Origin of the sequence: Mesorhizobium sp. WSM4884, assembly GCF_029625675.1 — a bacterium.
Classification (GTDB): domain Bacteria; phylum Pseudomonadota; class Alphaproteobacteria; order Rhizobiales; family Rhizobiaceae; genus Mesorhizobium.
Map to the genome: position 1 here is coordinate 107,362 of NZ_JARTVO010000007.1, position 14,510 is coordinate 121,871.

The following is a 14,510-nucleotide window of genomic DNA, read 5'->3' on the forward strand; positions in this document are numbered from 1 at the left end:
CCGGGCCTGCCCTCAATCCCCCGAGCGCATCGCCACCGTGGCGATGCCGGCGCCGACCAGCAACGTTCCGCCGGTGCGGTTGAAGATGCGGATCGCCTTCGGATTGCGCACGATGGCGCGTGCCCGCGAGGCGACCAGGGCGTAGCCCAGGGCGTTGGTGAAAGCGAGCGCCAGGAAGGTCGTTTCGAAGATCAGCATCTGCGTCCAGAAATCGGCATGCCGGTCGAGGAACTGCGGCAGGAAGGCGACGAAGAAGGTGATGCTCTTCGGGTTAAGCGCCGTCACCAGCCAGGCATGCGCCATCATCCTTGCCGCCGACACCGCGTCGGTGCGCGGCTCGGCCTTCAGCGCGCCGCCGGCGCGGAACAGCTTGATGCCGAGATAGATCAGATATCCGGCGCCGATAACCTTGAGCACCGTGAACACGGTGGCCGAGGCCGCAAGCAGCGCGCCGATGCCGAGCATCGACAGCGTCATGGCGGTGAAGTCGCCGAGCGCGACGCCGACCGCCATCGGCAGCGCAGTGCGCCAGCCCTGGCCCAGCGCATAGGAGACGACGAGCAGGATCGTCGGGCCAGGGATGACCAGAAGGATGGTGGAGGCGGCGGCGAACGCAGCCCAGTTTTCGAAGGACATTTCCGTACTCCTTGAGCGCAAAGAACAGGATAAATCCTGGGGTCGTCGCGATTGTAAAGAGGGTGAGCGGAAAATCTTCGATGTCTGTCTGCCGAAGGTCCTCCGGCGATGTGACGGGACGTTAAGGTTAAGCCAGCTTCGCGCCTTTCACGCTTTCTCAACCATGAATGATGAAAATGCCAGCCATTCGGCCGGACCGTGCTTCCCGCCGACAGCGTAGGGTTTGGTGTATGCGCGAGTTGCCGCAAAGTCTGACGCCGCCTTTGAACGGTGAAACCGTCGAAGCCGAAATTCCGCTTTCCCGCCGCGCCGTGCTTTCCGGCATGAGCGCCATGGCGCTGCTCGGCATCGCTGGCTGCAGCACCACCGAGACGCTCGATCTGCCGCAATTGCAGCTCGACGACACGACCACCGGCTCGGTGCATCCGATGCGACCGGCGATCAGCGTCGACAAGAACATCACCGGCCCGGACGTGATGTATGCTTCGCTCACCGATGGCGGCTTCCAGGTGCCCGCCGTGCCATGGCAGAAGGTCAAGCCGGAATACCGCCGCCAGATCGTCGTCGACAAGACCGGCGAGGCGCCCGGCACCATCGTCGTCCACCTGCAGGAGCGCATGCTCTATCTGGTCCAGCCGGGCGGCGACGCCATCCGCTACGGCGTCGGCATCGGCAAGGACGGCTTCCGCTGGTCGGGCCGCGCCAACATCCAGTACGGCAAGGAGTGGCCGGTCTGGACGCCGCCGCCGGAAATGGTCCAGCGCAAGCCGGAGCTGGTGAAGTGGCAGGGCGGCCAGCCCGGCGGCCTCACCAATCCGCTCGGCGCCCGCGCGCTCTACATCTACCAGAACGGCAAGGACACCGGCTACCGTATCCACGGCTCGCCGGAATGGTGGAGCATCGGCCAGGCGATGTCGTCGGGCTGCGTGCGGCTGATCAACCAGGACATCATCGACCTCTATAACCGCGTGTCCAAGAAGAACCCGGTCGTCGTCGTCTGATCCGCCATCAGTGAGTTTTCTTCCGTTGCGCGATGCCGCAAGACAGGCGAAGGTGCCCTGAAAACCTTCGTCTCGGGAGAAGAAGATCATGGCCGGAACTTTCGTCATCGCGCAGGGCGGCGGCCCCACCGCCGTCATCAACCAGACGGTCGTCGGCGCCACGCTGGAGATCCGCAAGCGGCATCCCGGCGCCAAGGTGCTGGGCTCGATCCATGGCGTGCGCGGCATCCGCGACGGCAACTATGTCGACCTTTCCGCCATTCCGGAGGACCGGCTGCGGCTGATTGCCGGCACGCCCAGCGCCGCCCTCGGCTCGACCCGCGACAAGCCCGACGCCGCCTATTGCGAGGTCATCCTCAACGGCCTGAAGAAGGCCGGCGCAGATGCCTTCATCTACATCGGCGGCAACGACACCTCGGGCACCCAGCAGATCCTGACGGACGCTGCGGGCGGCAGCATCGCCTTCGTGCATGCCCCGAAAACCATCGACAACGATCTCGAGGAGAATGATCACACGCCTGGCTTCATCTCGGCGGCCGAATTCGTCGCCGGTGCGTTCCTTTCCGTCGATCTCGATTTCCGCGCGCTGCCGGGCATCTATGTCGGCATCGTCATGGGCCGGCATGCCGGCTTCCTGACCGCCGCCGCCGCTGCCTGGCAGCTCGATCCGGACAGCGGTCCGCATCTCGTCTATGTGCCGGAGCGCGCCTTCTCCGCCGAGCGTTTCATCGACGATGTCCGCAAGACACTCGATCGTCACAAACGCTGTATCGTCGCCGTTTCGGAGGGCGTCAGCACCGCCGACGGCAAGGCGTTGGTCGAAAGCCTGGTCCCGCCGGAAAAGCTCGAACGCGACCAGCATGGCAACGTCAAATTGTCGGGCAGCGACCTGACCGCCGCGCTGGAACGGGCGCTGGCCGAAGGCCTGCCGGGCAAGCGCGCGCGGGTCGACGCGCTGGGCTATATGCCGCGCGGCTATGTCGGCGCCATCAGCGCCGTGGATGCCAAGGAAGCCTTCGACGCCGGCGCCTTCGCTGCTGCCGTTGCCGAGGAGGGCGGCGGCTCGGTCGCGCTGCAATATGACGGGTCGAAGACCGTTCTGAAGAAGGTGCCCCTCAAGGCGGTCGCAGGCAAGACGCGCCACATGCCGGACGATTTCATGAAGCCGGACGTCAACCAGCTGTCGGAAGCCGGCATGGCCTATCTCAAGCGACTGGTGCCGGAAAAATACAAGGTCGGGAAGCCGTTCGTCTGATGGGCGACCTCGTTGTGGGCGACTGGTTCGGCAAGGCGATTGTCGATGCCAGGACGAAGATGCTGACCGAGCCGTTCGTGCACGATTTCGTGCGCGCCAACATCTGGCATCTCGAAGGGCGTGATGCCGACCTGCTGGTCGACACCGGCATGGGCATCTGGCCGCTGGCGCCCGAGATCGAAGCGCCGACCGGCAAACCGCTGATCGTCGTCGCCACTCACATACATCTCGACCATGTCGGCTCGCTGCACGAATTCCCGCTGCGTATGGGGCCGAAGGTCAGCGCGGCGCAGTTCGACGACATGGATGATGCCGTCACCTATGCTCACATGTTCCACAATCTCGACGGCGCGGTATCAAAGCTGCCGGCGCCCGCCTGGAGGGCGGCCGACTATCGGATCCCGTCGGCGCCGCTTGCACGTGCGCTCGATGAAGGCGATATCGTCGATCTCGGCGACCGGAAATTCCGCGTGCTGCATCTGCCGGGACATTCGCCGGATTCGATCGGGCTGTTCGACGAAGCCGACGGCCTGTTCTTCGCCGGCGACGCGATCTATGACGGCATGCTGATCGACGATCTGCCGGATTCGGATCGTGCTGCCTATTGCCGCACCATGCAGCGGCTGCTCGACCTGCCGATACGCATCGGCCATGGCGGTCATGGCCCGAGCTTCAATGGCCAACGCATGCGCGAGATCGCATCCGCCTACCTCGCCGGAGAGAGTGGTTCGTGAGCGTTCTCTGAATTAAATCTTCGTAAGGTCGCGCCAAAACCCTAATTCGGGCCATTCCACGCCCTAGATGCAAGGCTGTCGATCCGGCCGGCTGCCATGCATGGCGAGACAGGCAATCCCGGTCGCCGACACGCCGACGGGCGCGTCCCCTGAGAACCACTCGCGGCGCCGGATCAACTCTCGCCCGGACAGAAACGACCATGTCACCCATCAGCATTCTTCACAGACATCGCGTCGCGGCCCTGCTGGGCGCTGCGCTGATCATTACCCCCGTTGTCGTCTCCTTTGCGCAAAATGAGGGCAACAGCGGCTTGAGCAATGTGGCCGCGACGACCCAGACCCCGGTCGCCGGCATCACCGCCCCCAATGGCTCGTTCGCGCCGGTCGTCGCCATCGCCAAGCCGGCTGTCGTGACCGTGACGACCGTGATGAAGGCGCAGCCCGGGGCGATGGGCGATGGATCGCCCTTCGACGGCAATTCGCCTTTCGATCAGTATTTCCAGCAGTTCTTCGGCGACCAGGGCATCCCGATGCCCAAGACGCCGCCGCAGCAGTCGCCGCGGCAGGAGGCTTTGGGCTCCGGCTTCATCGTCGGCTCGGACGGCACCATCGTCACCAACAACCATGTCGTCGACGGTGCGACCTCGATCAAGGTGACGCTCGACGACGGCACCGAGCTTCCCGCCAAGCTCGTCGGCCACGACGCCAAGAACGATCTGGCGGTGCTCAAGATCAAGGCGAGCAAGCCGCTGCCGACTGTCAAATGGGGCGATTCCAACAAGCTGATGACCGGCGACCAGGTGCTGGCGATCGGCAACCCGTTCGGCATCGGCACCACGGTCACCGCCGGCATCGTCTCCGCGCGCGGCCGCGACCTGCACAGCGGACCGTTCGACGATTTCATCCAGATCGACGCGCCGATCAATCACGGCAATTCCGGCGGTCCGCTGGTCGACGTCAGCGGCAATGTCGTTGGCATCGACACCGCGATCTATTCGCCCAACGGCGGCAGCGTCGGCGTCGGCTTCGCCATCCCATCGAACCAGGCCCAAAAGGTCGTCGCCAAGCTGATGAAGGGCGGCGATATCGAATACGGCTATCTCGGCGTGCAGATCCAGCCTGTCACGCCGGATGTCGCCAGCGCCATGGGCCTCGATCATCCTGGCGGCGCGCTGGTCGCCCAGGTCACCGACGGGTCGCCAGCGGCCAAGGCCGGTATCGAGACCGGCGACGTGATCACCGGCTTCGGCGGCCAGGAGATCAAGGATCCGAAGGACCTGTCGCGCGCCGTCGCCGATGTCGCGCCCGGCGCCAAGGAGACGCTCAACGTCTGGCGCAAGGGCAAGGCGCTCCAGATCTCGGCCGATGTCGGCCGCAACACCGAGGATACGCAGACCGCTTCCGCTGGCCAAGGGAGCAAGCCGTCGGCAGGGCAGGGCCTGGGCGTGCCGTCGCTCGGCCTTGGCCTGACCGATCTCACGCCTGACATCCGTCAGGAGCTCAACCTCGCCGACAACCAGCGCGGCGCCTTGATCGAGCGCGTCAATCCGGACAAGGCAGCCTCGGCCGCCGGCCTCCAGCCCGGCGACGTCATCGTCGCCGTCGACCAGACGCCGGTGAGGAGCGCCAGGCAGGCAAACCAGGTGATCGCGGAAGCCGCCAAATCCGGCAAGAAGTCGGTGCTGCTTCTGGTCGATCGCGCCGACGCGCAGATATTCGTCGCCGTGCCTTTCGCCGCAGGGTGACTACCCGCAAGGACCTGCCGGCAGGGAGCAATGTCAGGAAAAGTGCGTCGCGGTTTTCCGTCCGAAATTGCGTCAAATATCCAGTCGGCAGGTCCTCTTCCAAGAAACCGGTTGCCCGTCGGGGCGTCTTCGAGAAGACTGCGGCACAACCTGCCCAATCGAAGGAGGCGTCTCGATGGTCACCCGCGGCTTCTTTTCCGGACGGCGTCCTCCATCGGACACCGATGCGCGCATCCCGCCTGGGCAGTACCTGGAACAGGGTTTTCCGGTTCTCTCGGCGGGACCGACGCCGCGCTTGCGCACCGAGGACTGGTCCTTCACGCTCAAGCATGGGCCAAAGCCGATCAAGAGATGGACCTGGGCCGAATTCAACGCCCTGCCGCAAAACAAGATGACACGCGACATCCATTGCGTGACCGCCTGGACCAAGTTCAACACGCCCTGGCAGGGCGTGCTGATCGACGACATCCTCGCCGATGCCGGCATCGAGCCGCCGACTGGCTTCACTCTGGCGCATTCCTTCGACGGCTATTCCACCAACGTGCCGACTAAGGACCTCGTTACCGGCAAGGCGATGGTGGCGCTGTTTTACGAGGGCAAGCCGATCGCTCCCGACCACGGCGGACCCGCGCGGCTCCTGGTGCCGCATCTCTATTTCTGGAAGTCGGCCAAATGGGTGAACGGTCTGCAGTTCACCGAGCGCGACGAGCCCGGTTTTTGGGAGCTGCGCGGCTATCATATGTATGGCGACCCCTGGCGCGAGCAGCGCTATTCAAGCGATCCATGAGGGGCGATCCATGAGGGGCGATCCATGAGGGCGACCCTGTGAAGGGCGACCCATGAGCGCCGAACCGCAGCCGCAGTCGCCGTGGCAGACGGCCACGATCAGCCGCATCGAAAAGCGCACGCCGCGCGTCACCAGCTTCTGGTTCCAGCCGTCGCGTGCGTTCACCCAACTGGCGGGGCAGCATGTCGATGTTAGGCTGACGGCGCCGGATGGCTATCAGGCGCGCCGTTCCTATTCCATCGCCTCGGCGCCCGAAGCAGGCCCCGCCATCGAGCTGGCGATCGAGCGGCTCGACGATGGCGAGGTTTCGCCTTTCTTCCATGACGTGGCGGAGGTCGGCGACGAGATCGAATTGCGCGGACCGCTCGGCGGCCACTTCATCTGGGAGGTGAGCGACGGCGGGCCGATCCTTCTAGTCGGCGGCGGTTCCGGCGTGGTGCCGCTGATGGCGATGGTGCGCCACCGCACCCGGCAAAAATCGGCTGCGCCGATCGCGCTGGTGTTTTCGGCGCGGACCTGGGACGAAGTGATCTTCCGCGATGAATTGATCGGCCTCGACGACCGCCGCGACGGCTTCGATCTGGTGCTGACGCTGACGCGCGAGCAAGCCCGCCGCCCCTCCGATTATTCCCGGCGCGTCGACGCTCATATGATGGCGCAGGCCATAGAACGACTGCCAAAGGCGCCCAGGCTCGCCTATGTTTGCGGCTCGAATGCGTTCGTGTCGACCGCCGCTGCAGCTCTGATCGACGCCGGCGTTCCGGCAGGGCTCATCCGTACAGAGCGCTACGGGGTCTGAAGCGGCACGGACCTGTGGCCAGCACCCTCCGAATCGCGCCCCTGATCAGCCTCAAAAGGGTTAACGGTATCGAAAAGTGACTATTAGGAGATTCTAAAATCGAACCGAACGGTTCGTTTCCGTTGACGGTGCGTGCAGGAAGGGGTGAACATTGGCACTCCGATACACTTGGTGAGTCAAGTGTCGTGATCATGTAACATACTGATTTAAAAGCAAAAAAATAGATAGCAGGCATGCTTATTATAATTTCAAGGTGTGGACTCATGGTCCAGCCGGAACAACTTCGTGATTGGAATCCGGCAGCCGGCTCACCCACATCGGGGCTGTCCGAACGACGCGATTTCATTCCCCAAGACACGCCGCTGGACGGACGGAAAAAAGATACTGGAGTACCAAAAATGAAAAAGATTGTTCTCACTGCCGCCGCCCTTCTGGCCATTTCCGGCAGCGCCTTCGCCGCAAGCGACAACTATGGTTCCAACGGCGCCAACCAGCCGGCTGCCGCGGTCGACACGTCCTACACGGCTTCGACCAACAAGTCGGCCCCGGCCGCTCAGCAGCCGGTCACCCAGGGTGCTGACCGCAACCTCTTCGGCAACAACTAACTGCCGACGCGCGGCCGTGATCCGAAATGAGGGGCCATGGCCGACAGGAGACAGACGGCGGGGTTCACCCGCCGCCTCCAAGAATTCAGGAGTACTGAAAATGAAGAAGATCGTTCTTGCCACCGTGGCCGTTCTGGCCTTGTCCAGCGCTGCCTTTGCGGCCAGCGACAACTACGGCTCCAACGGCGCCAACCAGCCGGCTGCTGCAGTCGACACCACTCGCACCTCGTCGACCGGCTCCGACTCGCCGGTCCGCAAGCTGCTGAACTCGTCGAATGATGCGCAGAAGTCGGCTCCGCAGGGCAGCGACCGAAACCTGTTCGGCCGCTAAGCCTCCGGCATTCCAAACAAGCAAAAAGCGGCGGGCATGGCCTCGCCGCTTTTTCTTTTAGCCAGCTCAGGCCGCCTTCGCCTCCTCGCGATGCAGCGTGAAGGAGTGGCCGTCGGCGTCGAAGATATGCAGGTCGCCGGCGCTGGCGTTCAGTCGCAAGGTCTCGCCGCGCTTGACCTCGACATTGCCGGGCAGCTTGGCCACCAGCGGCAGGTCGGCGCGGCCGATATCGACATAGACGAGCTGAACCTCGCCGAGCTGTTCAATATAGTCCACCTTGCCTTCGAACAGATAATCCGTGCCGGTGGCGATCGCGAGATCCTCCGGCCGCACGCCGAAGCTCACCGCGGCGCCGTTGGCCGAGGCGGGCGTCGCGATCGGCACGGTCGCCTTGCGGTCGCCGACATGGCTGATCACGGTCGGGTTGCCGGCCTTCTCGATCTTCGCCGGCAGGATGTTCATTGCGGGCGAGCCGATGAATTGGGCGACGAACAGGTTGCCCGGCCGCTTGTAGAGCTCCATCGGCGTGCCGACCTGCTCGACGCGGCCTTCCTTCAGCACCACGATGCGGTCCGCCAGCGTCATCGCCTCGACCTGGTCGTGGGTGACGTAGATCATCGTCGTGTTCGGCATCGATTCCTTCAGCTTGGCGATCTCGATGCGAGTAGCGACGCGCAGCGCCGCGTCGAGGTTCGACAGCGGCTCGTCGAACAGGAACACCTTCGGATTGCGCACGATGGCGCGGCCGATGGCGACGCGTTGGCGCTGGCCGCCCGACATCGCCTTGGGCAGGCGGTCGAGATATTTGGTGAGCTGCAGGATTTCCGCCGCCTGGCGCACGCGCTTGTCGATCTCGGCCTTGCTTTCCTTGCCGATCTTCATCGAGAAGGCCATGTTGTCATAGACGGTCATATGCGGATAGAGCGCATAGGACTGGAACACCATGGCGATGCCCCGCTTCGACGGCGGCACGTCGTTCACCACCTCGCCGTCGATCTGGAGCACGCCGGACGTGATCTCCTCCAGGCCGGCTATCGACCTCAGCAAGGTCGACTTGCCGCAGCCCGACGGTCCGACGAAGACGATGAACTCGCCCGATTTGATGTCGAGGTCGATGCCGTGGAGAATGTTGAGGTTGCCGTATGATTTCTTCACCTGGTTCAGGGTGACATCGGCCATGTTTTCTTCCTCCCAGTGAGTGTCTGCCGCAAAACTCAGTCGATCCGCCCGAACCAGGCGCCATAGCCGCCGAGGCGGATAGGCCCGGTGCCAGCTTGTCCCGAAAAGCCATGTCCCGGCAAGGGCTGCACCGAGCCTTTGCCGAAATCGATCTCGGCCGGCTTGCTGCCGAGGTTGAAGACGCAGGCGATGCGCTCGTTGCCCTCGCGCCGCGTGAAGGCGACGGTGTCGCCGTCGCTTTCGATGAAGTCGATATCGCCCTTGCCCAGCGCCGGGTGTTGACGCCGGAAGGCGAGGAAGCGCCGATAGTGCTCGAGCAGCGAGTTCGCATCGCCCTCCTGCACGTTCACCGCCTGCGAAAGATGCTTGCCCGGCACCGGCAGCCAGGGTCTTGCGGTCGAGAAGCCGCCATTCTTGGCCGCCGCCTCCCACACCATAGGCGTGCGGCAGCCGTCGCGGCCCTTGAATTCCGGCCAGAAACGGATGCCGTAGGGGTCCTGCAGGTCCTCGAACTTGAGTTCAGCCTCGCCGAGGCCGAGCTCCTCGCCCTGATAGATGCAGACCGAGCCGCGCAGCGACATCAAGAGCGCCGAGATCACCTTGAGATAGGCGGTCGGATCGGCCTCGTTGGCGGCCCAGCGCGAGGCCACGCGCATCACGTCATGATTGGAGAAGGCCCAGCAGGACCAGCCGTCGCTGGCGACCTGGCCGAAGGCCTCCAGCACCGCGCGCACCTTGGCGGCACTGATCTTTTCCGGCGCCAGGAAGTCGAAGGAATAGCACATGTGAACGCGCTTGCCGTCGGCGGTGTAGGCGGCCACCACTTCCAGCCCGCGCTGCGAATCGCCGACCTCGCCGACGGCGGCCTGCGCCGGATATTCGTCGAGCAAGGCCCGGAAACGCTCGAGGAAACCGAGGTTTTCCGGCCGGCTCTTGTCGTAGATATGGTCCTGGTAGTTGTAGGGGTTCACCGCCGGCGCCGTCTGGTCGTTGCGCTCCTCCGGCGGCAGCGGCGGGTTGTCCTCCAGGCCCTGGCTGTGGAAGTAGAAATTGATGGTGTCGAGCCGAAAACCGTCGACGCCGCGTTCCAGCCAGAAGCGGGTAACGTCGAGCAGCGCGTCCTGCACTTGTCGGTTGTGGAAGTTGAGGTCGGGCTGCTCGGCCAGGAAATTGTGCATGTAATATTGCTGGCGGCTGGTGTCCCACTGCCAGGCCGAGCCGCCGAAGATCGACAGCCAGTTGTTGGGCGGCGTGCCGTCCGGCTTCGCGTCCGCCCACACGTACCAGTCCGCTTTTGGATTGGTCCGGTTGGAGCGGCTTTCCTTGAACCAGGGGTGGATGTCGGCGGTGTGCGACAGGACTTCGTCGATCATCACCTTGAGACCCAGCCGATGGGCCTCCGCGACAAGCGCGTCGAAATCGGCCAGCGTGCCGAACATCGGATCGACGTCGCAATAGTCCGACACGTCGTAGCCGAAATCCTTCATCGGCGATTTGAAGAAGGGCGAGATCCAGATGGCGTCGACGCCCAGCGAGGCGATGTAGGGCAGTCGCCGCACAATGCCTTGCAGGTCGCCGATGCCGTCGCCGTTCGAGTCCTGATAGGAGCGCGGGTAGATCTGGTAGATCACCGCGCCCCGCCACCAGTCGCGGTCGGCGGCGGGGTCTGGTCTCGAAGTCGCCTTCAAAGCCGATTGCATTTTATCAACCTCCTTTCACCGAGCCGGCAAGCAGCCCGCGGACGAAATAGCGCTGCAGCGAGAAGAAGACGATCAGCGGCACGATGATGGTCACGAAGGCCGATGTCGTCAGGATCTCCCAGTCGCCGCCGCGCGAGCCGAGCAGCGCGTTGAGCTTGGCCGTCAGCACGATCTGATCGGCCTCGGTGCCGAGGAAAACCATCGCCACCAGAAGATCGTTCCATACCCACAGGAATTGGAAGATGGCGAAAGAGGCGAGCACCGGAAACGACAGCGGCAGCACGATCTTGACGAAGATCTCGAAGTCGCTGGCGCCGTCGATGCGCGCCGATTCCATGATCTCGCGCGGCAGGCCGGCGATGTAGCTCCTGAGCAGATAGATGGCGAAGGGCAGGCCGAAGCCGGTATGCGCCAGCCAGATGCCGAGATAGGTCTTCGACGGCACGCCGAAGAAGCTGCCGACGCCATTGTAGAGTTTCAACAGCGGGATCAGCGACATCTGCAGCGGCACCACCAGCAGACCGATGATGACGGCGATCAAGAGCGCCCGGCCGGGAAAGCGCATCCAGGCCAGCGCATAGGCCGCGAATGCGGCGATCAGGATCGGGATGACCGTCGAGGGAATGGTCACCGTCAGCGAGTTCATGAAGGAGCGGCCGATGCCTTCCGAGAAAAGCACGGTTCTGTAGTTGTCGGTGGTGAACTTCGGCGGCGCCGACGAGGCGAAATAGACGCGCTGGCCGCGCTCGCCCTCGAAGGCCTTAGGCGAGGCGAGAACGAAGCTGCCGTCGGCATTCATCTGCAAGGTGACGCCGTCGCCGAGATCGGCGGCCGTTCCGGCCGCGTATTGCGTCGGCGCCGACGACTTGACGCCGAAGGCGCTGATGTTGCGCTTGGCGGCGTCGCCGAAGATGTTGCCCTCGATGACGTATTTGCCGTCCTTCTGCGCCTGCGCCGAAGCGGCCGGCAACCGTCCGGCTTCGGTCTGGCTGGAACTGGCGAAGGAATTCCACCAGCCCGAGGCGATGATCTGGTCCTTGTCGCGCAGCGACGAGACGAGGATGCCGAGCGTCGGCACGGTCCAGATCGCCACGAAGACGAGCACCGCGATGTGGACGCCGAAGCGGCTGGCAAAGGACTTTCCGGTCTTGGCGGTCATCTCAGTGCCCTCCCGTCTCTTTGTTGGCCTGACGGATGTTCCAGACCATGATCGGAATGACCGCGATCATGATGATGATGGCGATGGTCGCGCCGCGCCCGAAGTCGCCGCCGCCGCGGAACATCCAGTCGAACATCAGGTTGGCGAGCACCTGGCTGTTCCATTGGCCGTTGGTCATCGTCAACACGATGTCGAACACCTTCAGCACCAGGATGGTGATGGTGGTCCAGACAACGGCGATCGTGCCCCAGATCTGCGGCACCATGATCTTCCAGAAGATCTGGAACGGGTTGGCGCCGTCGATGACCGCAGCTTCCAGCGTCTCCTCCGGAATGCCGCGCAGCGCCGAGGATAGGATCACCATGGCGAAGCCGGTCTGTATCCAGATCAGGATGACCATCAGGAAGAAGTTGTTCCAGAAGGGCAGCGATATCCACACCTGCGGCTGGCCGCCGAAATACTGGATGATGGCATTGAGCAGGCCGATCTGGACCTGGCCTTCACCGCGATACTCATAAATGAATTTCCAGATCACGCTGGCGCCGACGAAGGAGATCGCCAGCGGCAGGAAGATCAGGCTCTTGGCGATCGTGCCCCACCAGATCTTGTCGGTGAGCACGGCGATGATAAGCCCGAGGAAGGTGCATGCGGCAGGCACCACGGCGAGCCAGATGATGTTGTTGAGGATCGAGTTGCGAAACTCGCGATCGCCGAACGCCCATTCGTAGTTGGCGAGGCCGACGAAGCTCGCACCGCCGCGGTCGAGGAAGGATAGCCTCAGCGTCTCGACGACCGGATAGATCAGGTAGATGGTGAGGATGATCATCGCCGGCCCGACGAAAAGCCACGGCCGGACCAGCCCCTGCCGGCGCAGATTGTCGACGGCGGCAGCGCCGGAGACGCCGCGCGACGGGAAGACGACGTCGAGCAGTTTGTTGGCGCCCCAGAAATAGGCGACACAGCCGCCGACGCCGATGATGATGACGAATATGGCCGAGAAAATCTGAGCCGCCATAGGTCCCTCTCCCTGCGCATGACCGGCCAGGCGATGCTGGCGATCGGATGCACCGACTTTCGGTTATTCGGAACAAACGAGACGCGAAGGCTTCCGGCGGACGCCGCCGGTCGGATCCGGGCCATGGCCCGGATCCAGTAGGAGGATCAGCAAGTCTGATGCTTCGCCGCCATGGGCGGCTTACTTGATGGCATCCCAGCTCTTCTGGATGTCGGTGGCGACGTCCTGGGCGGACTTGCCGCCGACCAGATCGATCATGCCGGTCCAGAAGGAACCCGCGCCGATCTTGCCGGGCATCAGGTCCGAGCCGTCGAAGCGGAAGGTCGAGGCGTTGGCCAGGATATCACCCTGCTTCTTCAGCGCCTCGCTGGCATAAGCTTCCTTGTTCACTGCCTTATACGGGGTCACGAAGCCGCCCTGCGCCATCCAGATCTCATGCGCCAGCGGCATCTTCAGGAAGTCGATGAAGGCACGCGCGCCCTTGGAGTCCTTCGTGATCATGACCAACGTGCCGGCGCCGAGCACGGGTGTGCCGAGATCGGGCTTGGAGGCATAGGGCGGATAGTAGAAGAAGTCGGCGTCCTGGCCGATCTTGGTGCCCTGCGGGAAGAAGGTCGGAATGAACGAGGCCTGCTTGTGCATGTAGCATTTCGGCGGCACCGAGAAGAGCCCTTTCGGGCTGTCGCGGAAGTCGGTCGCCGCGACCGCCTTGGCGCCGCCGTCGACCATCTTGTCGTCGGTGGCGATCTTGCCGAAGATGTCGATGGCGTTGACCACGGCCGGATCGTTGAACGGGATCTCGTTCTTCACCCACTTGTCGTAGACGTCGGGGGTCTGCGTGCGCAGCATGATGTCCTCGACCCAGTCGGTCGCCGGCCAGCCGGTAGCGCCGCCGGAGCCGAGGCCGATGCACCAGGGCTTGCCGCCGTCGGCGATGATCTTCTTCTCGAGGTCGGCGAGCTCTTCCTGCGTTTTCGGCACCTTGTAGCCGGCTTCCTCGAAATTGTCCGGCGAGTACCAGACCAGCGACTTCACGTCGGCCTTGTAGGGGAAGGCGAAGAAGCCTGGCTTGCCGTCCTTGTCCTTGAAGGTGCCGAGGTCGACCCATGACTGGCCGGCGCCGTAATTGTCCTTCACCCATTTGGCGGTGTCGTCGCCGAGCGGAGTGAGCAGGCCCTTGGAAGCGAGGTCCTGGATGAGGCCTGGCTGCGGCAGCACGGCGATGTTGGGCGGGCTGCCGGCCTGGGTGTCGATGACGATCTGCTGTTCGTAATTCTCCGACGAGGAGTACTTGATCTCGGCGCCGGTGGCTTCCTGGAAGTATTCCAGGACGGTGCGCACCAGGCCCTCGTCCTCGCCGCGCCACGGCCCGAAGATGGTCAGCGTCTCGCCCTTGAGATCGACTTTCTTGAGCTCGTCGTAGTTCGCCCAGTGGAAGCGCGGGTCCTCGCCCGGCTTGAACTTCAGTTCGGCTTGCGCCGGCAGGCTGAAAGCGAGCGCGGCGAACGCGGCGCCCAAGAGAAGCATTTTCTTCATCGCAATTCCTCCCAGTGGTCAAAACAGT

At 63.7% G+C, this 14,510-nt stretch carries 14 protein-coding genes; 8 read left to right on the forward strand and 6 right to left on the reverse strand.

Translation table 11 applies throughout. The features are described 5' to 3' along the window. Window positions 1-12: 12 nt before the first annotated feature. Window positions 13-636: a LysE family translocator gene (locus P9236_RS13400; RefSeq protein ID WP_278075103.1), complete on the reverse strand. Its 624-nt coding sequence runs from the start codon at window positions 634-636 to the stop codon at window positions 13-15. Window positions 637-959: 323 nt separating this feature from the next. Here P9236_RS13400 and P9236_RS13405 point away from each other — a divergent pair, with 323 nt between their 5' ends. From P9236_RS13405 to P9236_RS13440, 8 genes are all read left to right on the forward strand, one after another. Beyond that, window positions 960-1,637, forward strand: a complete 678-nt coding sequence (locus P9236_RS13405; RefSeq protein WP_278075297.1) for a L,D-transpeptidase — start codon at window positions 960-962, stop codon at window positions 1,635-1,637. Window positions 1,638-1,725: 88 nt separating this feature from the next. Further along, on the forward strand, window positions 1,726-2,892 hold the full coding sequence (locus P9236_RS13410; protein ID WP_278075104.1) for a diphosphate--fructose-6-phosphate 1-phosphotransferase: 1,167 nt from the start codon (window positions 1,726-1,728) through the stop codon (window positions 2,890-2,892). Beyond that, window positions 2,892-3,626, forward strand: coding sequence for an MBL fold metallo-hydrolase (locus P9236_RS13415; RefSeq protein ID WP_278075105.1), 735 nt, complete (start codon window positions 2,892-2,894; stop codon window positions 3,624-3,626). Before P9236_RS13410 ends, P9236_RS13415 begins: the two co-directional genes overlap by 1 nt. A gap of 200 nt (window positions 3,627-3,826) precedes the next feature. Further along, entirely contained in the window at window positions 3,827-5,371 is a 1,545-nt protein-coding gene (locus tag P9236_RS13420; protein WP_278075106.1) for a DegQ family serine endoprotease, read from the forward strand. Between the two features lie 175 nt (window positions 5,372-5,546). Then, on the forward strand, window positions 5,547-6,158 hold the full coding sequence (locus P9236_RS13425) for a sulfite oxidase-like oxidoreductase (RefSeq protein ID WP_278075107.1): 612 nt from the start codon (window positions 5,547-5,549) through the stop codon (window positions 6,156-6,158). Between the two features lie 52 nt (window positions 6,159-6,210). After that, window positions 6,211-6,957: a ferredoxin reductase gene (locus P9236_RS13430; protein ID WP_278075108.1), complete on the forward strand. Its 747-nt coding sequence runs from the start codon at window positions 6,211-6,213 to the stop codon at window positions 6,955-6,957. Window positions 6,958-7,355: 398 nt separating this feature from the next. Beyond that, window positions 7,356-7,562 carry a DUF680 domain-containing protein gene (locus P9236_RS13435; RefSeq protein ID WP_278075109.1) on the forward strand — a complete coding sequence of 69 codons (207 nt, stop codon included), beginning with the start codon at window positions 7,356-7,358 and terminating at the stop codon, window positions 7,560-7,562. Between the two features lie 100 nt (window positions 7,563-7,662). Beyond that, window positions 7,663-7,893, forward strand: a complete 231-nt coding sequence (locus P9236_RS13440; RefSeq protein ID WP_278075110.1) for a DUF680 domain-containing protein — start codon at window positions 7,663-7,665, stop codon at window positions 7,891-7,893. Between the two features lie 66 nt (window positions 7,894-7,959). Here P9236_RS13440 and ugpC read toward each other — a convergent pair whose 3' ends face one another. The 5 genes from ugpC to P9236_RS13465 all read right to left on the reverse strand — a co-directional run bounded on the left by ugpC (window position 7,960) and on the right by P9236_RS13465 (window position 14,482). Then, window positions 7,960-9,072, reverse strand: coding sequence for a sn-glycerol-3-phosphate ABC transporter ATP-binding protein UgpC (gene ugpC, locus P9236_RS13445; protein WP_278075111.1), 1,113 nt, complete (start codon window positions 9,070-9,072; stop codon window positions 7,960-7,962). Between the two features lie 35 nt (window positions 9,073-9,107). Beyond that, window positions 9,108-10,772 carry an alpha-glucosidase gene (locus tag P9236_RS13450; RefSeq protein ID WP_278075112.1) on the reverse strand — a complete coding sequence of 555 codons (1,665 nt, stop codon included), beginning with the start codon at window positions 10,770-10,772 and terminating at the stop codon, window positions 9,108-9,110. 4 nt (window positions 10,773-10,776) lie between these two features. Then, window positions 10,777-11,931 carry a carbohydrate ABC transporter permease gene (locus P9236_RS13455; protein WP_278075113.1) on the reverse strand — a complete coding sequence of 385 codons (1,155 nt, stop codon included), beginning with the start codon at window positions 11,929-11,931 and terminating at the stop codon, window positions 10,777-10,779. Between the two features lies 1 nt (window position 11,932). Further along, window positions 11,933-12,946 (reverse strand): sugar ABC transporter permease, encoded by a 1,014-nt coding sequence (locus tag P9236_RS13460; RefSeq protein WP_278075114.1) that lies wholly within the window; start codon window positions 12,944-12,946, stop codon window positions 11,933-11,935. A gap of 180 nt (window positions 12,947-13,126) precedes the next feature. Next, complete coding sequence (locus P9236_RS13465) at window positions 13,127-14,482, reverse strand: ABC transporter substrate-binding protein (RefSeq protein ID WP_278075115.1); 1,356 nt, start codon at window positions 14,480-14,482, stop codon at window positions 13,127-13,129. Window positions 14,483-14,510: the final 28 nt, after the last annotated feature.

Coding starts and splice junctions, on each gene's coding strand:
- P9236_RS13400 (WP_278075103.1), bottom strand. CDS start 636: ATGTCCTTCGAAAACTGGGCTGCGTTCGCCGCCGCCTCCACCATCCTT.
- P9236_RS13405 (WP_278075297.1), top strand. CDS start 960: ATGAGCGCCATGGCGCTGCTCGGCATCGCTGGCTGCAGCACCACCGAG.
- P9236_RS13410 (WP_278075104.1), top strand. CDS start 1,726: ATGGCCGGAACTTTCGTCATCGCGCAGGGCGGCGGCCCCACCGCCGTC.
- P9236_RS13415 (WP_278075105.1), top strand. CDS start 2,892: ATGGGCGACCTCGTTGTGGGCGACTGGTTCGGCAAGGCGATTGTCGAT.
- P9236_RS13420 (WP_278075106.1), top strand. CDS start 3,827: ATGTCACCCATCAGCATTCTTCACAGACATCGCGTCGCGGCCCTGCTG.
- P9236_RS13425 (WP_278075107.1), top strand. CDS start 5,547: ATGGTCACCCGCGGCTTCTTTTCCGGACGGCGTCCTCCATCGGACACC.
- P9236_RS13430 (WP_278075108.1), top strand. CDS start 6,211: ATGAGCGCCGAACCGCAGCCGCAGTCGCCGTGGCAGACGGCCACGATC.
- P9236_RS13435 (WP_278075109.1), top strand. CDS start 7,356: ATGAAAAAGATTGTTCTCACTGCCGCCGCCCTTCTGGCCATTTCCGGC.
- P9236_RS13440 (WP_278075110.1), top strand. CDS start 7,663: ATGAAGAAGATCGTTCTTGCCACCGTGGCCGTTCTGGCCTTGTCCAGC.
- ugpC (WP_278075111.1), bottom strand. CDS start 9,072: ATGGCCGATGTCACCCTGAACCAGGTGAAGAAATCATACGGCAACCTC.
- P9236_RS13450 (WP_278075112.1), bottom strand. CDS start 10,772: ATGCAATCGGCTTTGAAGGCGACTTCGAGACCAGACCCCGCCGCCGAC.
- P9236_RS13455 (WP_278075113.1), bottom strand. CDS start 11,931: ATGACCGCCAAGACCGGAAAGTCCTTTGCCAGCCGCTTCGGCGTCCAC.
- P9236_RS13460 (WP_278075114.1), bottom strand. CDS start 12,946: ATGGCGGCTCAGATTTTCTCGGCCATATTCGTCATCATCATCGGCGTC.
- P9236_RS13465 (WP_278075115.1), bottom strand. CDS start 14,482: ATGAAGAAAATGCTTCTCTTGGGCGCCGCGTTCGCCGCGCTCGCTTTC.